Source organism: Salipiger sp. HF18 (assembly GCF_011806505.1).
GTDB classification, from domain to species: Bacteria; Pseudomonadota; Alphaproteobacteria; order Rhodobacterales; family Rhodobacteraceae; genus Salipiger; species Salipiger thiooxidans.
Window position 1 is genome coordinate 1 of record NZ_JAATOS010000038.1, and the last position, 19,446, is coordinate 19,446.

Consider the following 19,446-nt stretch of genomic DNA (forward strand, 5'->3'; position numbering starts at 1 on the left):
GGCACTTGTGTGGTCTCGCGCTTGTCGATGCGACCACCGACGACGCCGTGTGCGGGTGTCTCCGCACCAGTTTCCGGGGCCGCTTCAGAGGTCGAGTCTGAGATGGTGTCTATAGATCGTACCTGTCCAGCGCCCGGAACCTGGACGGTTTCTTCACGAGAATTTTCCGAAAAGGGGAGGCTCTTCGCCAGTTGAGGGTCTGGCAGCCGTCGCGTCTCAGGTGATACACGCTTCCCGATTGGATCCAGGCTCGGTGCATCTTCGCCGGCCTCGGCCATCGCCATCTTCCCCTCAGGCGGCTTTCCGAAGATATTGTCTTTGCTGGCTTCTGAACGGCCTTGGACCGTGCTTCGCGTAGCGGACACCTCTACGGAGACCACATGACCGACTTCAGCGGAAGGCTCATGCTGCTGCCCCGAATTGTTTGCGCTCCTTAGGGTTTCGGCAGCGATAGGTTCGGCGCTATTTGTGTCTGGCAGATGGGCCATTGCTTCGCGGGCAGCGCCTGTGAACAGGATCTGCGCCCTTGCTGGTTCGGGCATTGGCTCAAACTGTGGGGTACGCGATGATTGGTGGATATGTCCCAAGTCACTAAGTGTTGCAGGGCGGCGTGCCGATGAGCGCAGTCCGAAAGCGACCTCAACTTGCTCACCCACGTCCTTGGTTGTTCGATCTGGAGCGAGACCAGCTGCTTCCGCCGAAACAGAGGGCATTGCGCTTGTTTTTGATTGAGCGCCGTTTTCTGTGTTCCGTCTTGCTTTCGGGGCGTCACCATCGACAGAAGGAGTTGCCGAGACCTCTGTGTCAGGGATGCCTTCGATAGTGCCATGCGCCGGCATGGGAACATCAAGCCGGCTCCCATAAGAAATTCTGCCGTCACGCACTTGGCTAGTCTCGGCAGAAAAGCGCACTTCGCCACGTGCCCGGACTGCGGCGTGTCCTGGTCTTGCCAGGGACACGTCTAAACCCGAACGCAAGTTCGTTTCCAAGCGACTCGCCGGAGGTTCGGTCGTGAGCTCCCCTCGCGGGTAGGGCATGGCGACATCCGTTCCGGTCCCTTCCACGTCACCCGGGATCACAGTGCGCGCCGCGCTCTTGGGTTCGAAGAAGTCGATTTGGTTCCGTGAGGCGGAAGGAACCTGAAACGAAGTGCTTGGTCTATCAACCATTTGATGTGCAAGCCTCATTCTTCGAGGTTCGCCGCCGCTGACACTTTTCTGTGGGTGGGTTTCGGCCAAGCGTGACGCTGAACGAGACTCCTGGTCTTGCGTTCGACCGGTCGGCATAGACGCTTCATTTTCTGACGATTTTTCCGCTTCGGAGCGGACAAGCGTGCCGGGCGCGACTGATCGAAATTCAGCTCTGGTTTTCTGAGGTGCTGAATCGGCTTGCGGCGCAGGGCCTGGTCGCGCGACGGCGAATGGGTCTCTGTCGTTGCCTGCCAGCTCCTGGCCTTGAAGGTACGAGGGCATTCGAGGCGTGTCCGCCTGCTCCGACCTGGTGCTGCGTTCTATCCTTTGGATATGCGGCACGTCCGCGGAGCTAGGGGCGGCCACATGTGCGGGCTGTACACCCCCCATCGAGGCCGCCACGCCACGGCCCGAAACCTCCGTTGCGACAGCGTTATTTGGGGCTATCGAACGTCTGGTTGTGAACATGGTCGATGCAGTGTCGTGCTTGGCGACAAGTCCAGCACCCAGTTCGCCGTCCCGATGTGCCGGACCATCCTGCTTCCCTGGAAATGTCGCGCCACTTTGCGCTTCCTGACTGGCATCGTGGTCGGGCAAACTAGGCAGATCTTCGACATCCTCCTCCTCTTCAGCGAACGCCTCATTCCGCCCGACCTCAATAGCCTCCGCGGAAGAAGGATCTGCGGCATATACCTCTTCAAGCCGTGGCTCAGCATCGGCCTCAGGCAAACGGTCATCGCCCGAGGAGCGCGACTCATTGCGGACGCTTCGAAAGACCTCGTCGAAGGGTATCTCGCCGCCGCGCTCGGCGGCACCGTTGTCCTTGTCCTTCGCGACAAGCGCGTGGCTCAGAAAGCCTGTGAGTTGGCTCAGCATGGTCACTCCGGGAATTCTTCCGTTCCCGGGAACATATCGTGCACATCCTTACCGGTTCTTTACCGACACGCGATTGAATGGGCTCAGTTGAGTCCAATTGGAGCCACCTGATGGAAATCACCGGTACTGGCCCGGCCAAGCCTCCGGACGCGCTGCGCAAAGCGGCCGTCTAGCTGGAAGCCACGTTCCTGAACGAAATGCTGAAGGCAGCGCGGCTTGGCGAGAGTCCGGAGGGCTTCGGTGGGGGCATCGGCGAGGAACAATTCAGCTCTTTCCTGCGCACTGAGCACGCGCGGGTCCTGGCGGAACAAGGCGGCATCGGGCTCGCCGAATCGATCTATCACGCTATGAAGGAGCGACTGCATGACTGATATGGCCCCCGCCACACTCGAGGCGCTCGAGGCGCTGCTCGACCGCGAACGCCGCGCCTTGCTTGACGGCGCGCTGGACGACATCGGCCCGATCATGGAGGAGAAGATCGCCCTGATCGACCGGCTGACCGAAAGCCCGCCCGACAACAATGACGCGATCCGCCCTCTGCACCTGAAGCTGCGCCGCAACCAGGAACTGTTCGATCAGACGCTCGCCGGGATTCGCAATGTCGCGGAAAGGTTGGGGGTGCTGCGCCAGATCCGGAAATCCATGGATGTCTACGATGCACAGGGGCGCAGGGAGACCATCAGCGCCGAACAAGACAGTCGGCTGGAGCGCCGCGCTTGAACGGATTCGAGGCAAATCGCGTGCAACTCACCGAGGCGCCTTAGCGCACCGTTAGGATTCCCGAGGCAAGGTGGCCTCGCATCCGATTGGATGGCGCGGCGGGCGTGACGCCCGGTCTGCTTTCGTCAGAAAGACGTTCAGGAAGCCGGTTCCGGCACAACACAAAAGCCGCGTAAAGCGCGGCGCGACTGTAAGGACACATATCAATGTCTAGCATCCTGACGAACAACGGCGCCATGGTGGCGCTGCAGACCCTCAAATCCATCAACAACAACCTCGCCATGACCCAGGGCGAGATCTCGACCGGCAAGTCGGTTGCGACCGCAAAGGACAATGCCGCGGTCTGGGCCATCGCTAAGGTGATGGAAGCCGACGTGAAGGGCTTCAAGGGCATCTCCGACAGCCTCAACCTCGGCCAGTCGACCGTCGCCGTGGCGCGCTCCGCCTCGGAAACGGTCACCGACCTGCTGACCGAGATCAAGGGCAAGATCGTCGCCTCCCAGGAGGAGAACGTCGACCGCGCCAAGATCCAGACCGACATCGACGCCCTGCGCGACCAGATCTCGGCCGTGGTTGGTGCGGCCCAGTTCAACGGCCTGAACCTGCTCTCCAACGTCGATGACACCGCCGGCTCCGGCAGCGTCAACGTCCTGGCATCGCTAGACCGTTCCGGCACCGGCGTCGCCGCGTCGGACATCACCGTCCAGAAGCAGGACCTCGGGACCGGCGCCGCTGCCATCGCGGGTACCGTCGCTGCAACCGATCTCAACGCGGCAGTCGACACCCTGACCCTGAACGCGACGCAGAGCGACACCATCGACATCGGCACCACCAACAGCGGTTTCGAAGCGGGCACCGCCTACGCGCTGAACATCTTCGGGACCGACGCCGACAACTCGACTTTCACGCAGACCGACTACCGCGAGACCACCGCTGCCGGCGCAACCGCTGCCGAGGCGCCGAACCTCTCGGTGGTCTATGTCGCGCGCGAGGGTGACACGGCAGCCGACGTGGCCAAGGGCCTGCAGGCTGCCTTCAAGACCTTCATGGCCGACAACGGCCTTGATACCGATGTGGTCGACGCCACGGTGTCAGGTGACACGCTCACCTTCACCTCGTCGCTGACCGACGGCACCGATACGATCCAGGTCAACCTGGTGTCGGTGGATTCCGCAGCCGGAAATACTATCGGCGGCGCGCTCGAGCAGCTCAGCAATCTCGACGTGACCTCCCAGGCTGGCGCGGATTCCGCGCTCGACCAGATCGAAGGGCTGATCCAGACCTCGATCGACTCGGCCTCCGCCTTCGGTTCGGTCCAGGGCCGCATCGAGACGCAGATCGACTTCGTGTCGAGCCTGACCGACTCGCTCCGGGCCGGTATCGGAACGCTGGTGGACGCCGACATGGAAGAGGCTTCGGCCCGCCTTCAGGCGCTGCAGGTTCAGCAGCAGCTGGGTGTCCAGGCACTGTCGATCGCCAACCAGGCGCCGCAGTCCCTGCTGTCGCTCTTCCGCTGACGCAGCAGACCTTCGGAGGCCGGCCATCCCGGCCTCCGGACTTCTAGAGCCAATTTTCCCTAGAAACAGAGTCAGAAGGTTCTGCCGTGAACGTCCAGACCATGGCGCAGCGCGCCTACGCAGAAAACGCCACAAGCACACGCACCGATCGAGCGACCGAGTACGATCTGTTCGCGCGTGTCACCCACCGCATCAAGGCCGCGGCCGAGGCCGGGCCCAAGGCCTATCCTCAGCTGGTCGAGGCGCTCTATGACAACCGCCGTCTCTGGACGACGCTGGCCGTGGATGTCGCGGACCCCAGCAATAAGCTCCCGCAGGAACTTCGCGCACAGATATTCTATCTTTCCGAATTCGTTCAGCTCCACACAGGCAAGGTGCTCGCGCGCAAGGCGCGGCTCGCGCCGCTTCTCGAAGTCAACGCTGCGATCATGCGTGGCCTCAGCGGCCGAGGGAACACGAGATGAGCGGACTCGTCCTGAAGCTCGGACCGCGTGAGCGGGTCCTCATCAACGGCGCGGTGATCGAAAACGGCGATCGACGCAGTCGGCTCTCTATCGTGACGCCCAATGCCAATATCCTGCGGCTTCGCGATGCGATCCACCCAGACGAGGCGCGGACGCCGGTGCGGCGACTTTGCTTCACAACACAACTCGTGCTGACCGGCGACGCCGTGGCGGAGGAGGCAAAACCACAACTGCTGCGCAACATCGAGGAACTCAGCCGCATCCTGACCGACCCGGACAGCCGAAAACTCCTGACAGCAGCGACCGAGGCGCTTCTGGAAGGACAGTTCTATCAATGTCTCAAGGCGCTCCGCGCCCTCATCCCACGGGAGGACCGGCTTCTCGCCGCGTCGAGATCATGACCTACACTCCGATGATCGCCGGCAGTGGGCTGGTGGGCTGGCAAATGTTGCAGTCAACGCTCGAAAGCCAGCGCACCGCCTTCAACAAGAGCGCCGAAATCACGCGTGACTCGGAGTATTTCAAGGAAAAGATCGGCACCATCAACTCCGCCGAAGAGCTGGCCAACGACCGTCGACTGCTCAGCGTCGCACTCTCTGCCTTCGGCATGGATGACCAGATCGACAGCAAGTACCTGATCCGGCGTGTGCTGGAAGAGGGCACCAAGGACGACGATGCACTGGCCAACAAGCTGAGCGACAGCCGTTTCACCGTCCTCGCAGAGGTCTTCGATTTCGAGAAGACCGTCAGCTACCGGATGCAGGAGGAGGGCTTCGCCGATCCGATCTTCGCGGCCTACGAGAAGAAGGTGCTCGCGGATCTCGAGGTCAAGCTGGCCGAACCCGAGTATGTTGCCGACCCGGAGTACGCCGCGCTGTTCGAGACACAGGTGAAGCGCAACATCGAGATCTCGCGGGAATACTTCAACGACAACGTCGGCGGCATCACGTCTCCGGACGAGTTGCTGCTCGATTTCGACCTGATGCAGGTGGTGATGGGCGCCTTCGGCATCGAGGACCGTCGCGGAAGCAAAGCGCTCCTGAAGCGGGTCCTGGAAGAGGGCGCAAGCGATCCGAACGCGCTGGCCAATGTGCTGGGCGACAAGCGCCTCATCCGTCTCGCCGATGCCTTCTCCTTCGACAAGTCAGTGCCGACCAACGCGCTCCAGACCGACAACTTCGCGAACAATATCGTCGAGCAGTATCGCTGGCAGCGGTTCGAGGATGCCGTGGGGGAGGTCGACCCCGCGATCGGCACCGCGCTGCAATTCCAACGCTCGATCCCCGATCTTGCAACGAGCGATATCAGCGACAGTGCAAAATGGTACAGCATCCTCGGCAGCACGACCTCGCGCAGCGTCGTCGAGACCGCCCTGAGCCTGCCGAAAGGGTTCAGCCAGATCGACATCGACAAGCAGGTTGAGATCCTCAAGGACAAGATGGACCGCCGTTTCGGGGTCAAGGAGGTCTCGGATCTCGAAGACCCCGGGACTCTCCGCAAGATCGTCCACAGTTACCTGCTTCAGGAGCAGATCGCGCAATCCTCGAACTACCAGTCAAACCAGATCGCGATCACGCTTCTGAGCACGATCCGATACGATCAGGACCGCTGACCGGTCCGCAGCCACCTGTTCACGCGATCTCACCGCCCGCGCGACATGCGTTGTCGTGGCGCTGCTGGGGGCTTGACCCCCGACCGGCGCAGGATCAGGCGAAGCCGGTTGAACGCCGCGTCGATCCCGGCAGCAGATCCCTCTCCGACGAAAGCGTCGAGCTCGGGCCAGGCGCGGATCGCCTGGTCGAGAACCGGATCCTCCCCCTCGCGGTAGAGACCCGCGCGGATCATCGTCTCCGACCTTGCATAGGCGCCGAGCAGGTGCCGCGCCTGGAGCAGGACGGCATTCTCTTCCTCGGTCGCCGCCTCGGGCAGGCTCCGCGACACAGAGCGCAGCACGTCGATCGCTGGAAAGCGCCCGCGCTCCGAGATTTCCCGGCTCAGCACAACGTGCCCGTCGAGCACTCCGCGCAGGATGTCGGCGATGGGTTCTTCCATGTCAGACCCGGCCACCAGCACGCTGAACACCCCGGTGATGTCGCCCTGTCCCGGCAACCCCGGCCCGGCTCGCTCTGCAAGCCGCATGATCTGGTGCGCGGTGGAGGGAGGAAAGCCGCGTAGTGCCGGCATCTCGCCCGCCGCGACCGCCACCTCGCGATGCGCCTCGGCAAAGCGCGTGATCGAATCGGCGAGGAAGAGCACGTGCCGCCCGTGGTCGCGGAAATGCTCGGCAATCGTCATCGCCGCCAACGGACAACGCCGCCGTTCGAGCGGCGAGCGGTCCGAGGTCGCGGCCACGACCACGCTGCGCGCCATCCCGTCTTCGCCGAGCACTGTGTGAACGAAATCATGTACTTCGCGCCCGCGCTCGCCGACCAGCGCCAGCACCACCACGTCAGCCGCCATGCCCTGCGCCAGCGAAGCCAGCAGCCGCGACTTGCCCACGCCCGAGCCCGCGAAGAGCCCGACCCGCTGCCCGCGCACGATAGGCAGAAGCGTGTCGAAGGCCGACAGCCCCGTCGGCAACCGCGCCCCGAGCCCACGCCGGCGCGCGGCCGGCGGCGGGCTTGCGCGGAACGGGCGCCGCTGCGGGCCAGGGTTGAGCGGCATGTCGTCCAGCGGTTGCCCGTAGGGGTCGATCACGCGCCCGATCCAGCTGTCCGACGGCGCCAGCGTCGGCGCCCCCAATACCGCCACCCGGTCGCCTTGCGACACTCCTTCCGCCCCTTCGTCGGGGAGCATCGCCACCAGGTCATCGCGGATGCGCAACACCTCGCCGTCGAGCGTGTCGCCGCCGCGGAACAACCGCAGCCGGTCGCCGATGCAGGCCACATGCGCCAGACCCCGCACCCAGATCACCGTGCCGTCCACCGAGCGTACGCGTCCGACCGCGCGCACCGGTTGTATCTGTTCGATCCGGGACCGGAGTCCGGCGATCTCTCCCTCGTCCATGCGCACGCATCCTTCAGTTCCTTCAAACCTTTTCTAAAGGAATCACCGTTAAGCCTTGATTGAAGCCAATCGAGGGAGAAGCCCCGATGTTCCAATCACTGGACGTGTTCAGAACGGCCATGGCCCTGGCCCGCCATTCGGGTCTGCAGCAGGCCATCAGCTCGCAGAACGTCGCCAACGCCGACACGCCGGGGTACCGCGGGCTCGAGATCCCGGACTTCGCCGAGACGCTGCGCCAGCCGTTGATGGGCCAGCTCGCCACCCGCGCGACCCATCTGAACGGCGCCCTGCAGGACGGGCTGCCCGAACCGCACACGCGGCGCGCCACCGTCGATCCCAACGGCAACACCGTCTCGCTCGAGACCGAGATGGTCACCGCGGTCGAGGCATCGCGGGCGCATGACAAGGCGCTGTCGATCTACCGGTCCAACCTGACCCTGCTGCGCGCCAGCCTCGGCCGCTGATCGAAGGGAGTCGCCAGATGTCCGATTTTTCCAACGCGCTCTCGGTGTCCTCGAGCGGTCTGCGGGCCCAGGCCTCGCGACTGCGCATCGTTTCCGAAAACATCGCCAACGTCGACACGCCCGGATACCACCGCAAGACCATCCCGTTCGAGACCTCGGGCAATGCGCGCGACGGCGTCCAGATGGTCGAGACCGGGCGGGTGGATCTCGACCGCAGCGACCTCGAACGGATCTACGATCCGCAGCACCCGCTGGCCGACGAGGCCGGCTTCTACGACGGCACCAACGTCGACCTGATCGTCGAGCTCGCCGACGCCCGCGAGGCCCAGCGCAGCTACGAAGCCAATCTCAAGATGTTCGAACAGACCCGGCAGATGTCGTCGAACCTGCTCGACCTGCTGCGCCGATAGCGCAGCCCAAACCGCGTGAATGGAGACCAGAATGGACGTCCGATCGCTTTTTGCCGCGCAGAAATACGCGGCCCAGCGCCCCGCCACCGAACCGCAGCCCGGCACTGGCGGCATCCAGGAAAAATTCGTCGAGGCCGCGCAGGATTTCGCCGCGACCCTGGCCGAGGCCGAGACCACAGCCCAGCAGTCGATGACCGGCGACGCCGATCCGCACGCGCTGGTGCAGGCGCTGGCGCAGTCCGAACTGGCGGTCGAGACCGTGGTCGCGGTGCGCAACAAGGTGGTCGAGGCCTACCAGGAAATCCTGAGGATGCCGGTCTGATGCTGACCGAGGCCATCTTCTACGACACGCTCCGCCAGGGCCTGTGGATCGCCACGGTGACCTCGGTGCCGATCCTGACCGCGGCGCTTGTCGCGGGGGTCGGGGTGGGCCTCTTTCAGGCACTCACCTCGATCCAGGAAATGACCCTGACCTTCGTGCCCAAGTTGATGGCCATCGTCGTCGTCTTCTGGATGTCGATGAGTTTCATGACCGAGACGCTCGTCGGCTTTTTCCAGGGCCGCATCATCCCGATGATCACCGGAGGCTGAGATGAGTATCACCGAATACACCACGCTCTCCCGCCAGCTCGGGCTGTCGCGCGAGATGCAGATGATCGCCAACAACATCGCCAATGCCGCCACCACCGGCTACCGGCAGCAGGGCGTCGTGTTCTCGGAATACGTGCGCCAGACCGACGATTCCGGCAGCGTCGCCATGTCGGCGGCGCATGTGCGCAACACCTCCTTCGAGCAGGGGGCGCTGACCCGCACCGGCGGGCAGCTCGACCTCGCCATCGAGGGCGACGGGTTCTTCCTGATCCAGACACCGGGCGGAGAGCGGCTCACCCGGAACGGGGCCTTCGCGGTCAGCGCGCAGGGCGATCTGGTCACGCAGGACGGCTACGCGGTGCTCGACGCCGGCGGCGCGCCGGTCTTCGTGCCCCCCGACGCCAGCGATCTCGCCTTCGCGCAGGACGGTACCATGAGCAGCAAGGGTACGCCCATCGGGCAGGTCGGCATCGTGCAGCCGGTGGACCAGGGCGCCATGGTGCGCGAGGGCGGCGTCATGTTCCGCGCCGACGCGGGCTACGAACCGGCCGAGACGCCGCGCGTCATGCAGGGCTTCGTCGAGAACTCGAACGTTGATCCGATCCTGCAGATCGCCCGCATGATCGAGGTCCAGCGCGCCTACGAGATGGGCCAGAGCTTTCTTCAGAGCGAGGACGAACGCGTCCGCGCCGCCATCAAGTCGATGATCAGGTAACCAGGAGATCAGGCCATGCGTGCCCTCAAGATCGCCGCAACGGGCATGAGCGCCCAGCAGATGCGGGTCGAGGTCATCTCGAACAACCTCTCGAACATGAGCACCACGGGCTACAACGCCCGCCGGGCCGAGTTCGCCGACCTGCACTACCAGCAGATCGCGCGGGCGGGTACGATCAACGCCTCGGACGGGACGATGCTGCCCACCGGCGTTCAGATGGGGCTGGGCGCGCGCCCGGCCGCGGTCACCATGAAGCTCGAGCAGGGGGCGCTGTCCAACACCGGCGGCGATCTCGACATCGCCATCGAGGGCCGCGGGTACTTCGAGGTCACGCTGCCCTCGGGCATCGCCGGCTACACCCGTGACGGCGCGCTGAAGCGCAACGCCGACGGCATGATCGTGACCTCGGACGGGCTTCCCGTCTCGCCCGAGATCGTCATTCCAGACGACGCCATCAGCCTCTCGATCAACGCCGAGGGCGAGGTCTACGCCTATTTCGCCGACGCGGTGCAGGCGCAGCTTCTGGGCCAGTTCACCATCGTCGGCTTCACCAACCCCAAGGGGCTCGAGGCCATCGGCGGCAACCTCTTCACCGAGACCGAGGCCTCGGGGCCGCCGATCCAGACCACCGCGGGGCAGGAGGGGCTGGGAACCTTCCGGCAGGGCTATCTCGAGGACAGCTCGGTCGATCCGGTCTACGAGATCACCGAGCTCATCGAGGCGCAGCGCGGTTACGAGCTGAACTCCAAGGTCATCTCCGCCGCGGACCAGATGCTGGGCGCCACCGTGCAGGTGCGCTGATGCGGATCGCGGCGCTTCTCCTTGCCCTTGCCGCGGTCCCGGCGCAGGCCGAGACCGTGGTCGCGACCCGCACCATTCGCGCGCTCGAGGTCATCCCGCCCGACGCGGTGCGGCTCGACCCGGCCGAGATCGCCGGCGCCCACGACTCGCTCGCCGATGTGGTGGGGCAGGAGGCGCTGGTCGCGATCTACCCCGGGCGCCCGGTGCTGATCGGGACGGTCGGCATCCCGGCGCTGATCGAACGCAACCAGATCGTCGAGCTGATCTTCGCCAAAGGCGCCCTTCAGATCGCCACCGAGGGGCGCGCGCTGGCCCGCGGCGCTGTCGGCGAGCGCATCCGCGTGATGAACCTGTCTTCCAGAACGACCCTGTTCGGCACGGTGACCGAGGCCGGCGCGGTGATCGTTTCCAGAGAGTGAGCCATGATGTTTCGCCCAGTCCTCCTTCTTGCCCTCCTCGTCCTTGGCCCGGCCTGCAGCCGGCTCGACCACGTCGGCAAGCCGCCGAGCTTCACCCCCCAGACCGAGAGCGTCGAGCGCGTCGCGATGGCCTATTCCGGCATGCCGACCGTCATCCTGCCCGAGCGCGCATCGGAGCGTGCCTCGCTCTGGAGCCGTGAGCGGAACTCGCTGCTCGGGGATCGCCGTGCCATGGCACGGGGCGACATCCTGACCGTGGTCATCGAGATCGACGAATCCGCCGATATCTCGAACAGCACCTCACGGTCGCGCAATGGCTCCGAGAGCCTGTCGATCCCTCAGCTTTTCGGGATCCCGCAAAGGCACGAGCACAAGATGCCCGACGGATCGAGCCTGACCAACCCGGTCGATCTCTCGAGCCAGGCCTCCTCGGGCGGGGATGGCCAGGTAAGCCGGAGCGAGAAGCTCGCCCTGCGCGTCGCCGCCACGATCCTCGAGGTGCTGCCGAACGGCGTTCTGGCGATCCAGGGCATGCAGGAGGTCCGCGTCAATTTCGAGATGCGCGAGCTTTTGGTGTCGGGTTACGTGCGCCCCGAGGACATCACCCGGAACAACGAGATCACCTACGACAAGATCGCCTCGGCCCGAATCTCCTACGGCGGACGCGGGCAGATCACCGACGTGCAGCAGCCCCGCATCGGCCAGCAGGTGCTCGACGTGATTCTGCCGTTCTGACGAGGCCCCGATGAAGAAGCTGCTTCCCATCCTGCTCGCCCTGATCGGCACCGGCGCCGGCGTTGGCGCCGGCATCTTCCTTGCGCCCTCGCATGACGCGACCCCCGCCGGGGATGAGCATGCCGCGCCCGATGCTGCCGGCGATGGCCACGGCGACCCCCATGCCGAGCCCGCGGCGGACGGCCATGGCGAGGCGGCCGACGATCATGGCGGCGGCAGTGATGATGGGCACGGCGGGGGCGGCAACGAGTTCGTCAAGCTCAACAGCCAGTTCGTCGTGCCGGTGGTGAACGGCGACCGCATCCAGGCGCTCGTGGTGTTGTCGCTCAGCCTCGAGGTCGTCGCCGGCGGGACCGAGATCGTCTACGCCAGGGAACCCAAACTGCGCGACGTGATCCTGCGGGTCCTCTTCGACCACGCCAACATCGGCGGGTTCGAGGGCAATTTCACCGAGGCGCGGCGCCTCGAGATCCTTCGCCGGTCGCTCATGGAGGCCGCCCGCAACGTCATGGGCAGCACCGTGAAGGACGTCCTGATCACTGAAATCGCCCGTCAGGACAACTGACCCTCATAGCCTGGCTCCACCCGATACGCCTGCCGGACCCGGTCAGTCGTCCTCGCCATAACGCGCCAGCCGCGACAAGGCTTCCAACCTCAGTTCCTCGGCAGTGAGCCGGGCGCGCAACCGCGCCGCCGCTTCGCGACGGGCAACCGCGCGCGCGGCCTCGTCGCGCGAAAACGCCTGCCGGGCGGAGAGAAGGCTGTGCGCCTGCTTGGCCCGCGCCATGGCGATGCCCTGGTTGATCTCGCCGCGCCGGGTCGCGAGCCAGCCCTGCCAGAGCGTGTCCGCCCCGATCATCCTGCGCGGATCGAGTGTCCCGGAGTCGGCGAAGGCCTCCTCCCGCAGCGCGTCGATGCGCCCCTGCTCGGCCTGCAGCGACGCCTCCTCGGCGCGGTCGCGACGGTAGCTCTCCAGCGCCCGCTCGCGCAACAGCGCCGTGACCCGCAGTAGCGCGTGAATGTCATCAGTCATCCCGGGCCCCCATGTTGCGCCTCATCTGCTTGCGCATGTCCTCGGCAAAGCGGATCGCCGCGGCCACCGGCCGGTAATGTTCGGCAGCGATCTGGTCGCCGATCTCGGTCGTCGCGTGGATGGCGCGGGCCGTCGGCGGATCGGAGTGGATGGGCACGCCGGAATCCGCGGCAATCTCGCGGATCCGCCGCGCGATCTCGTCGACGCCCTTGGCGACGCAGACCGGAGCCTCGCCGGGCTGGCGGCTCCACTTCAGGGCGACGGCGTAGTGGGTCGGGTTCACGATCACCACGTCCGCGTCGGACACATCCACCATCATCCGGTTCATCGCGATCTCCTGCGCCCGCGCACGACGATGCTGCTTGAACATCGGGTCGCCCTCGGCCTCCTTGTATTCGTCGCGCAACTCCTTCTGGGACATGCGGTTCCGGCGCATGTGCTCGGCGCGCTGCCAGAGGTAGTCGATGGTGCCGAGCCCGACCGCGATCATCGCCGCGATCCCGAGAAGCCGCAGCATCAGATCGGCCATCAAAGCCGTGGCTTCGTGCGCGCTCGACCGGCCGATGCCCGCGATCTCGTCCAGCCGGGTAGACAGGAAGAACCCCAGCAGCACCGAGTAGAGCACCAGTTTGGCGAGGCTTTTCACGAACTCGAAGAGCCCGCGTCGGCCGAACTTGTTCTTGGCGTTCTCGACCGGCGACAGGCGGCTCGCCTTGAGCGACAGTTTCGAGGCCGTGAACACCAGCCCCCGGGTCGCGAAGAGCGTGAGCAGCACCGCAAGCGCGGGCACCCCCAGCCAGGGCAGCACGGGGGTGATTACCGCAAGCAGGATACCGCCCGACGGGGCGCTTGCCATATCGTTGAAGAACAACGGGACAAGCCTGTCCGGCTGTTCGATCAGCGGCAGAAGCGCGTTGCCGAAGCCCATCACCGAGCCTCCGCCCAGCGCAAGACCCGTCGCCAGCATACCGAGGTAGCAGGCCGCGGTCAGCATGTCGGGCGAGCGCGGGATCTCGCCCTTGCGCCGCGCCTCCTCGAGCTTGCGCGGGGAGGGTTCGTGGGTCTTGTCGCCGCCGTCGTCCTCTGCCATCCGCGCCTACCGGAACGGGTTCGACAGGAAGCCGTCGATGGCCGCGAGCCAGACCGACAGCATGACCGGCGCGGTGAGCAGCAGCAGCGCGATCGACCCGAGGGTGATCACCGGTGCGCCTACGAAGGCGACCATGAGCTGCGGCATCGCCTTGTTGATGAAGCCGAGCGTGAGGTTGTAGAGCGCCGACAGGATCACGAACGGCGCGGCGAGGGTGAAAGCAAGCGAGAAGCTTCGCGCGATCTGGCCGCGCCCGGCCTGTGCGATCATCGACGGGTCGGGAAAGCGCATCGCCGGCAGCAGATCGTAGGAGAGCACGACGAAGGCCGCGGCCTTTACATGGAAACCAGTGGTCATCAGCAGCGCCAGCGCGGCGACGGTCAGAAGGTGGCCGATCGCGGGCATGGGGTCGGCGGCGCTGTTGCCCAGCAGCTGCGCCAGCGAGGTGGATTGCGCGGCGATGCTGCCCGCCGTCTGCAGCGCGTGGATGAAGAGCCGCAGCCAGAGCCCGATGGCGAGGCCGTTGACCGTCTCGGTCAGGACCGCGCGGGCAAGCGCGCCGAGGCCGGGCGGCGGTAGCGCCATGCCCGGCTGGACGGCCGGCAGCACCGCCGCCGTCAGGACCAGCGCCAGAACCATGCGCACGCGAACCGGGATGATCTGCTCGCCCAGCCCGGGCAGGCTCGCCATCATCGCGCCGATGCGCAGGAAGACGATCAACCCGGACCAGAGCGCGCCGGTCGCCAGCGTCACAAGCTCCGGCGGCAACGTCATGCGGCGACGACGCCGACCAGCGAGGGTCGGGCCTCGATCCCGATCTCCTCGAAGGACAGCACGGGATTGCTGATGCCCTTGGCCGAGAGGATCGTGCGCAGGAACCGCCGCCGCCGCGCGCTGGTGACGAGCGCGGGGAAGATCCCGCGGTTGCCGGCCTGACCGATCTCGGCCGCAACGCCCGAGGTCAGGGTCTCGAACATGTCCGGCGGCAGGGCAACGTCGAGCCCGCCACGGGCGCCCTCGATCTGGTAGGTCGAGAACGTGTCCTCCCACTCCGGGGCAAGCTGGATCAGTGGAATGGTCCCGTCGCGTCGGCGCATGCCCGCGACCAGCTGGAAGCCGATGCGCTGCCGCACGTGTTCGCAGATGGTCTCGGGGCCGCTTTGTTGACCGCGCATCTCGGCGATCGCCTCGAGGATCAGGGGCAGGTTGCGGATGCTCACCTGTTCCTCGAGCAGGAGGCGGAGCACCTGGTGCAGCATGTCGATCTGCACCTTGTCGGGGATCAGCTCGTCGAGCAGCCGCCGGTTGGCTTCGGCCCGCGAGCGGTTGCTGAGCGAGACCATCTCGTCGAGCAATCGGCGCAGCGATTTGAGCGTGAGCAGCCGCCCGAAGTTGCGCTTGATGACCTCGAGCAGATGGGTGGCGAGCACCTCGGTCGGGGTCACGATGGTGGCACCGGTGATCGCCGCGCGATCCTGATCCTCGGGGCGGATCCAGCGCGCGGGAGCGCCGTAGACCGGTTCCGTCACGTCGCGGCCCGCGGGCAGACGGCCCTGATCCTCGGGCATCAGCGCAAGGACGAAATCGGGGTTCAGCTCGCCCCGCGCGATCTCGACCCCGTGGATGCGGATGACATAGGTCCCGGTCTCGAGCGAGGCGGCGTCGGTCAGGCGGATTTCGGGCAGGATCAGGCCGAACCCCGACGCGATATGGCGGCGCATGTTGGCGATGCGCACGTCGAGGCCAGTGCCGGGATCGAGCACCATGTTCACCAGGTCCGGGGCGAACTCGACGTGGATCTCGTCGACGTCGAGCACGTCTCCGATCGGACGTTCGCGGGGGATCTCCTCCTGCGCGTCGTCCGGGTCGGTGGCCTCGGGCTCGGCCGGGCGCCGCGCCATGTAGACCGCGAGGCCGCCAAGCACGCCGGCGCCCAGGATGAAGGGCAGGAAGGGCAGGCCGGGCACCAGCGCGAAGAGCCCCATGAGCACGCCCACGGTGCCGAGCGCCGACGGGTGACGCGCGAGCTGCCCGGCGACGGCGACATCGGTCGCACCCGTCGCGCCGCCCCGCGCCAGAAGGAGACCGGATGCGATCGAGATGATGACCGCTGGTATCTGCGACACCAGCCCGTCGCCCACGGTTAGGATCGCGTAGGTCTCGAACGCGTGGGCGAACCCCATGCCGTGTCCGAAGATCCCCATGATCATGCCCATCACGAGGTTGAGGAGCGTGATCAGAAGCCCGGCGACCGCGTCGCCTTTGACGAATTTCGAGGCGCCGTCGAGCGACCCGAAGAAGGTGGTCTCCTGCTGTTCGCGCTCGCGTCGGACCTTGGCTTCGGCGTGGTCGATCGCGCCGGCGGACATGTCGCTGTCGATCGCGAGCTGCTTGCCGGGCATCCCGTCGAGCGCAAAGCGCGCGCCGACCTCGGCCATGCGTGCGGCGCCCTTGGTGATCACCGCGAAGTTCACGATCATCAGCACGCCGAAGACCACGAGACCGAGGAAGACGCTGCCGCCCATGACGAAATTCGCGAACCCCTCGATGACGTCGCCGGCGGCTCCGGTGCCGGTGTGACCTTGGCCGATGATCAGCTTGGTCGAGCTCACGTTTAGGGAGAGCCGCAGCATGAGCGATGCCAGCAGGATGGTCGGGAAGGCCGAGAAGTCGAGGGGGCGTTCGATGAAGAGGGTGACCGTGAAGATCAGGATGGCGAGGCCGAAGGACGCCGCGAGACCGACATCCAGAACCCATGACGGGACCGGCAGAATCATCATGACGATGACCGCCATGAGGGCGACCGCCAGCAGGACCGTGGGTTTGAAGAGCGGGGCGCGGATGTCCGCCATGTTCAAACGCCCTTTGCCCTGAGTATCGGACTCGAGGCACCGTACGGCATGCAGTCTTCCATTCTGGCAGGAGACCGAATGGGGGCCCTGCTTTTTAGTAGGGACCATGCAACCGTTGGCCTGCGGGTGCCCCTTGGTCGTGACAGCGACCTGTCAGATTGCGGCAAGACCATTCTGATCCACCATGGTTTGAGACGTCCTCGACAGCGTTACAAACTAGCCGTTACTTTTCCGTAAGCCTCTGCGGCTACGGCTCGGGCAGTCTGGTCTCGTCGAGCAATGCCCGCAGCGTCGACCGGGTTTCCTCGGCCGATCCGGCGAGGCTTTCGGCAATGGCGAGGCTCGGCGGACCGCCAAAATCGAGGGGGCTGGAGTCGGCAAGCGCGGCAGCCGCGCCAAGAGTGCCACCCTGAGCTTCGAGCGCAGCCCAGTCGCCTGCAAGCCATGCTGCGGCCTCGGCCCGACGGGTCTCGCCCAGTGTCTCGAAAGCGTTCCTGGCGTACTCGAAATCGCCCATCATCCGCCGCGCCTCGGCGCGCAACCGAAGCACGTCCTCGCCCTGCAGCCCGATGAGGCCGATCTCGGCCTCCTCCGGCTCGCCGCGGGCCAGCTGAATGCGCGCCTTCAGCACGCGGGTCTCTCGCGCGGCGCGGTCGATCCCCTCGAACTCGAGCCAGGCCCGCGCCGCATCCGGCAAGCCGATCTGCAGCAGGCGCCCGGACACGGCGAGGGCCGCAGCGGGTTTGGCCAAGCCGTCAAATCGGCGAGGATTCCCGACCGTCTGCTTGAGGAAACTTGGATCCGCCGCATGGTCGGTCAGGATCTCGAGCGCGTCGGTCACCGCCTTTGCACGGGTCTCCTCAGGATATTTCGGGTTTTCCTGCAAAGCGGTGAACGCCTCCTCGTACTGGGCATTCGCGGCGAGTGCCCGGATATTGGCGAGCCAAAGGTCCGGGCCCTGATCGGTATCGCGCAGCTCGGTCGAATAGGCCGCAGAGAGGTCGGTCATGCGCGTGCCGATCGCGCTGCCGTGCTCGGTGGCTATCTCGATCGAGGCGGCGACGGCTTCCGCGGCGTTCGGTCCCGGCCGCGCAGCGATCTCGCCCAAGAGCGCTTGCGCGTCTTCGACCGCGCCTTCGAGTTGGCTGATCCGTGCCTCACTGAACCGCATGTCGTCGCTGTGGTCCCCGGTCGCGCGCGCGAGCCGGGAAATGACCCCGCGGGCAGCGTCCGGCTGCCCTTCTTCGGCGAGGCGGGTGGCAAGGTTCGGGCCGAGGAGTTCACGCAGTTGCAGGGGAAGCTCCTCGAACGCGCGCAGAACCGCGTTCGCGTCAATCTGCGCGCTATCGGGAAGCGTGGTCGACCCGACCACGGCCCAGAGCGCGGCCGGGCCGTCGCAACTGGTCTGGCCGGCAAAGACCCCGGTGCGGTCCGGCCGACCGTCGACGATCGCTGCAAGGGCCATGAGCACCGGTTCGTTCCTGTCCTGAGCGAGATCGAGGAGCGCGCGCGCCTCCGCGCCAAAACCGATGTTGATATAGGCGCGCGCCATCGCCAGCATGATTTCTTCATCCAGACGGTCGAATTCACCGTAGAGGCGGCTGCGGAGCTCCGGGATCAGTTCGTCGAATGTGGTCTCGCTGCCCCAGGACGCCACATCCAGATCAGAGGCACTTACGCAAGCGATGCCTCCGATGCGGACATGTGCCTGGAGATCGTCAGGGTCGCGCCCGGCGAGTGTCGCCTCGATGGATCCCGGCAGATGCGCTCCGCCGGGCGGATCTGCGTGGATACCAGTTGGTGGCGCGTGGCCATCCGGGATCGGCGCCGCTTTTGGAAGGTCACGAACGGCGGGCTTCAGCAACCCGTCCGTTGCGGCGGTTGCCAGTTGCTCCGCGAGCATCTGCTCGAAACGTCCGGGTTCCAGATCCGGCTCTGGTGCAGGTGCGGTGAGCGCCTCTCTCTGCGTCGGCATGAAGGCGGGCAAAAGCGGCAATCCCGAGGGGTCCGGACCGATCCCCGGGTTCTGTCCGACACGGATATCAAGAAGCCCCGTCATCGCGCCCCCGCGTTGCACCGGCTCTTCGGCTGGGGCTTCGACGATCTGCGGTGTCGGGGCAAATGTCCCGGGCAGGATGTCGAGCACGAGCATCCGCCCCTTAAGGGTAAATGCATCGGCCACACACCGGCAGGACAGGTCGATCTGCAAGGCATCGCCAGCCGCAGATGGGGTCAAGGTCCGAATTCGGGACTGATCGATACGGTCGAAGACGGCGCTCGTGTCGAAACGCAGACCGTCTCTTTCGAAATGCAACGTGACCCGCTCAGCTTCGACCTGCTCCAGGCGCCATACAAGATCTGCAGGAATATCGAGTGCAAGTCTGGTGAAGCTTCCATGCTCACCCGAGCGCACGGAGATGTCCTGCGCGAAGGCAGGCACTGCCAAGAGGCACACAAGCAGGGAGGCCGAGAGACTCCGGATCATGCGGCAGCCTGCTTCACGTCCTTCAGCGCTTCCTCCAGATCGACGAAGCTCGGCCGGAAATGGGCGGGCGTGTTCTGC

The 19,446-nt window shown here is 65.7% G+C and carries 21 protein-coding genes and 1 pseudogene; 15 read left to right on the forward strand and 7 right to left on the reverse strand.

All coding sequences use genetic code 11. The features are described from left to right. On the reverse strand, positions 1 to 2,066 hold a 2,066-nt coding region (locus HC022_RS06385), incomplete at its 3' end, for a hypothetical protein (protein ID WP_167451848.1). A 110-nt stretch (positions 2,067 to 2,176) separates the two neighbouring features. Between HC022_RS06385 and HC022_RS06390 the strand changes: the two are divergent. The 6 genes and pseudogenes from HC022_RS06390 to HC022_RS06415 all read left to right on the forward strand — a co-directional run bounded on the left by HC022_RS06390 (position 2,177) and on the right by HC022_RS06415 (position 6,379). Continuing rightward, a pseudogene (locus HC022_RS06390) lies at positions 2,177 to 2,437 on the forward strand (rod-binding protein). Further along, positions 2,430 to 2,786, forward strand: coding sequence for a flagellar protein FlgN (locus HC022_RS06395; protein ID WP_254884961.1), 357 nt, complete (start codon positions 2,430 to 2,432; stop codon positions 2,784 to 2,786). Before HC022_RS06390 ends, HC022_RS06395 begins: the two are co-directional and overlap by 8 nt. A 206-nt stretch (positions 2,787 to 2,992) precedes the next feature. Beyond that, a complete protein-coding gene (locus tag HC022_RS06400; RefSeq protein ID WP_008887004.1) occupies positions 2,993 to 4,303 on the forward strand; it encodes a flagellin in 1,311 nt (436 codons plus the stop codon). 86 nt (positions 4,304 to 4,389) lie between these two features. Then, positions 4,390 to 4,767, forward strand: a complete 378-nt coding sequence (flaF, locus tag HC022_RS06405) for a flagellar biosynthesis regulator FlaF (RefSeq protein ID WP_008887187.1) — start codon at positions 4,390 to 4,392, stop codon at positions 4,765 to 4,767. Then, positions 4,764 to 5,168, forward strand: a complete 405-nt coding sequence (gene flbT / locus HC022_RS06410; RefSeq protein ID WP_008887074.1) for a flagellar biosynthesis repressor FlbT — start codon at positions 4,764 to 4,766, stop codon at positions 5,166 to 5,168. Before flaF ends, flbT begins: the two co-directional genes overlap by 4 nt. Then, entirely contained in the window at positions 5,165 to 6,379 is a 1,215-nt protein-coding gene (locus tag HC022_RS06415) for a DUF1217 domain-containing protein (protein ID WP_254884962.1), read from the forward strand. The genes flbT and HC022_RS06415 overlap by 4 nt, the downstream gene beginning before the upstream one ends. Positions 6,380 to 6,408: 29 nt before the next feature. Here HC022_RS06415 and HC022_RS06420 read toward each other — a convergent pair whose 3' ends face one another. Continuing rightward, positions 6,409 to 7,773, reverse strand: coding sequence for a FliI/YscN family ATPase (locus tag HC022_RS06420; RefSeq protein WP_175583477.1), 1,365 nt, complete (start codon positions 7,771 to 7,773; stop codon positions 6,409 to 6,411). Positions 7,774 to 7,859: 86 nt separating this feature from the next. Between HC022_RS06420 and HC022_RS06425 the strand changes: the two genes are divergently transcribed. Genes HC022_RS06425 through HC022_RS06465 form a run of 9 tightly spaced genes read left to right on the forward strand, consistent with a single transcriptional unit; the run spans position 7,860 to position 12,473 of the window. Next, the gene (locus HC022_RS06425) at positions 7,860 to 8,237 is read left to right on the forward strand and encodes a FlgB family protein (protein ID WP_167451849.1); all 378 of its coding nucleotides are present in this window, start codon (positions 7,860 to 7,862) and stop codon (positions 8,235 to 8,237) included. A gap of 17 nt (positions 8,238 to 8,254) precedes the next feature. After that, the gene (flgC, locus tag HC022_RS06430) at positions 8,255 to 8,647 is read left to right on the forward strand and encodes a flagellar basal body rod protein FlgC (RefSeq protein ID WP_008886571.1); all 393 of its coding nucleotides are present in this window, start codon (positions 8,255 to 8,257) and stop codon (positions 8,645 to 8,647) included. Positions 8,648 to 8,678: 31 nt separating this feature from the next. Then, positions 8,679 to 8,969, forward strand: coding sequence for a flagellar hook-basal body complex protein FliE (gene fliE, locus HC022_RS06435; protein WP_008887010.1), 291 nt, complete (start codon positions 8,679 to 8,681; stop codon positions 8,967 to 8,969). Then, positions 8,969 to 9,238, forward strand: a complete 270-nt coding sequence (locus HC022_RS06440; RefSeq protein WP_167451850.1) for a flagellar biosynthetic protein FliQ — start codon at positions 8,969 to 8,971, stop codon at positions 9,236 to 9,238. The genes fliE and HC022_RS06440 overlap by 1 nt, the downstream gene beginning before the upstream one ends. 1 nt (position 9,239) lies before the next feature. Next, positions 9,240 to 9,953, forward strand: a complete 714-nt coding sequence (locus HC022_RS06445; RefSeq protein WP_167451851.1) for a flagellar hook-basal body complex protein — start codon at positions 9,240 to 9,242, stop codon at positions 9,951 to 9,953. 15 nt (positions 9,954 to 9,968) lie between these two features. After that, positions 9,969 to 10,754 (forward strand): flagellar basal-body rod protein FlgG, encoded by a 786-nt coding sequence (gene flgG, locus HC022_RS06450; protein ID WP_167451852.1) that lies wholly within the window; start codon positions 9,969 to 9,971, stop codon positions 10,752 to 10,754. After that, complete coding sequence (gene flgA, locus HC022_RS06455; protein ID WP_008887002.1) at positions 10,754 to 11,173, forward strand: flagellar basal body P-ring formation chaperone FlgA; 420 nt, start codon at positions 10,754 to 10,756, stop codon at positions 11,171 to 11,173. Before flgG ends, flgA begins: the two co-directional genes overlap by 1 nt. A gap of 3 nt (positions 11,174 to 11,176) precedes the next feature. Further along, positions 11,177 to 11,908 carry a flagellar basal body L-ring protein FlgH gene (gene flgH, locus HC022_RS06460; RefSeq protein WP_008886878.1) on the forward strand — a complete coding sequence of 244 codons (732 nt, stop codon included), beginning with the start codon at positions 11,177 to 11,179 and terminating at the stop codon, positions 11,906 to 11,908. A 10-nt stretch (positions 11,909 to 11,918) separates the two neighbouring features. Next, a complete protein-coding gene (locus HC022_RS06465) occupies positions 11,919 to 12,473 on the forward strand; it encodes a flagellar basal body-associated FliL family protein (protein WP_167451853.1) in 555 nt (184 codons plus the stop codon). Positions 12,474 to 12,515: 42 nt separating this feature from the next. Here the strand turns inward: HC022_RS06465 and HC022_RS06470 are convergent, their stop codons facing one another. The 5 genes from HC022_RS06470 to HC022_RS06490 all read right to left on the reverse strand — a co-directional run bounded on the left by HC022_RS06470 (position 12,516) and on the right by HC022_RS06490 (position 19,368). Beyond that, positions 12,516 to 12,941, reverse strand: a complete 426-nt coding sequence (locus tag HC022_RS06470) for a hypothetical protein (RefSeq protein ID WP_167451854.1) — start codon at positions 12,939 to 12,941, stop codon at positions 12,516 to 12,518. After that, positions 12,934 to 14,031 (reverse strand): flagellar biosynthesis protein FlhB, encoded by a 1,098-nt coding sequence (locus tag HC022_RS06475; protein ID WP_167451855.1) that lies wholly within the window; start codon positions 14,029 to 14,031, stop codon positions 12,934 to 12,936. The genes HC022_RS06470 and HC022_RS06475 overlap by 8 nt, the downstream gene beginning before the upstream one ends. Positions 14,032 to 14,037: 6 nt before the next feature. Then, the gene (locus HC022_RS06480; protein ID WP_167451856.1) at positions 14,038 to 14,805 is read right to left on the reverse strand and encodes a flagellar biosynthetic protein FliR; all 768 of its coding nucleotides are present in this window, start codon (positions 14,803 to 14,805) and stop codon (positions 14,038 to 14,040) included. Beyond that, on the reverse strand, positions 14,802 to 16,883 hold the full coding sequence (gene flhA, locus HC022_RS06485; RefSeq protein ID WP_167451857.1) for a flagellar biosynthesis protein FlhA: 2,082 nt from the start codon (positions 16,881 to 16,883) through the stop codon (positions 14,802 to 14,804). Before flhA ends, HC022_RS06480 begins: the two co-directional genes overlap by 4 nt. Before the next feature lie 247 nt (positions 16,884 to 17,130). Then, on the reverse strand, positions 17,131 to 19,368 hold the full coding sequence (locus tag HC022_RS06490; RefSeq protein ID WP_254884963.1) for a hypothetical protein: 2,238 nt from the start codon (positions 19,366 to 19,368) through the stop codon (positions 17,131 to 17,133). Between the last annotated feature and the right edge of the window lie 78 nt (positions 19,369 to 19,446).

What these genes read in the sequence shown, in the direction of transcription:
- HC022_RS06475 (WP_167451855.1), bottom strand. Translation starts at nt 14,031, where the DNA reads ATGGCAGAGGACGACGGCGGCGACAAGACCCACGAACCCTCCCCGCGC.
- HC022_RS06415 (WP_254884962.1), top strand. Translation starts at nt 5,165, where the DNA reads ATGACCTACACTCCGATGATCGCCGGCAGTGGGCTGGTGGGCTGGCAA.
- HC022_RS06490 (WP_254884963.1), bottom strand. Translation starts at nt 19,368, where the DNA reads ATGATCCGGAGTCTCTCGGCCTCCCTGCTTGTGTGCCTCTTGGCAGTG.
- flhA (WP_167451857.1), bottom strand. Translation starts at nt 16,883, where the DNA reads ATGGCGGACATCCGCGCCCCGCTCTTCAAACCCACGGTCCTGCTGGCG.
- HC022_RS06420 (WP_175583477.1), bottom strand. Translation starts at nt 7,773, where the DNA reads ATGGACGAGGGAGAGATCGCCGGACTCCGGTCCCGGATCGAACAGATA.
- flgG (WP_167451852.1), top strand. Translation starts at nt 9,969, where the DNA reads ATGCGTGCCCTCAAGATCGCCGCAACGGGCATGAGCGCCCAGCAGATG.
- flgH (WP_008886878.1), top strand. Translation starts at nt 11,177, where the DNA reads ATGATGTTTCGCCCAGTCCTCCTTCTTGCCCTCCTCGTCCTTGGCCCG.
- flgA (WP_008887002.1), top strand. Translation starts at nt 10,754, where the DNA reads ATGCGGATCGCGGCGCTTCTCCTTGCCCTTGCCGCGGTCCCGGCGCAG.
- HC022_RS06395 (WP_254884961.1), top strand. Translation starts at nt 2,430, where the DNA reads ATGACTGATATGGCCCCCGCCACACTCGAGGCGCTCGAGGCGCTGCTC.
- fliE (WP_008887010.1), top strand. Translation starts at nt 8,679, where the DNA reads ATGGACGTCCGATCGCTTTTTGCCGCGCAGAAATACGCGGCCCAGCGC.
- HC022_RS06425 (WP_167451849.1), top strand. Translation starts at nt 7,860, where the DNA reads ATGTTCCAATCACTGGACGTGTTCAGAACGGCCATGGCCCTGGCCCGC.
- HC022_RS06445 (WP_167451851.1), top strand. Translation starts at nt 9,240, where the DNA reads ATGAGTATCACCGAATACACCACGCTCTCCCGCCAGCTCGGGCTGTCG.
- HC022_RS06465 (WP_167451853.1), top strand. Translation starts at nt 11,919, where the DNA reads ATGAAGAAGCTGCTTCCCATCCTGCTCGCCCTGATCGGCACCGGCGCC.
- HC022_RS06440 (WP_167451850.1), top strand. Translation starts at nt 8,969, where the DNA reads ATGCTGACCGAGGCCATCTTCTACGACACGCTCCGCCAGGGCCTGTGG.
- HC022_RS06400 (WP_008887004.1), top strand. Translation starts at nt 2,993, where the DNA reads ATGTCTAGCATCCTGACGAACAACGGCGCCATGGTGGCGCTGCAGACC.
- flgC (WP_008886571.1), top strand. Translation starts at nt 8,255, where the DNA reads ATGTCCGATTTTTCCAACGCGCTCTCGGTGTCCTCGAGCGGTCTGCGG.
- HC022_RS06480 (WP_167451856.1), bottom strand. Translation starts at nt 14,805, where the DNA reads ATGACGTTGCCGCCGGAGCTTGTGACGCTGGCGACCGGCGCGCTCTGG.
- HC022_RS06470 (WP_167451854.1), bottom strand. Translation starts at nt 12,941, where the DNA reads ATGACTGATGACATTCACGCGCTACTGCGGGTCACGGCGCTGTTGCGC.
- flbT (WP_008887074.1), top strand. Translation starts at nt 4,764, where the DNA reads ATGAGCGGACTCGTCCTGAAGCTCGGACCGCGTGAGCGGGTCCTCATC.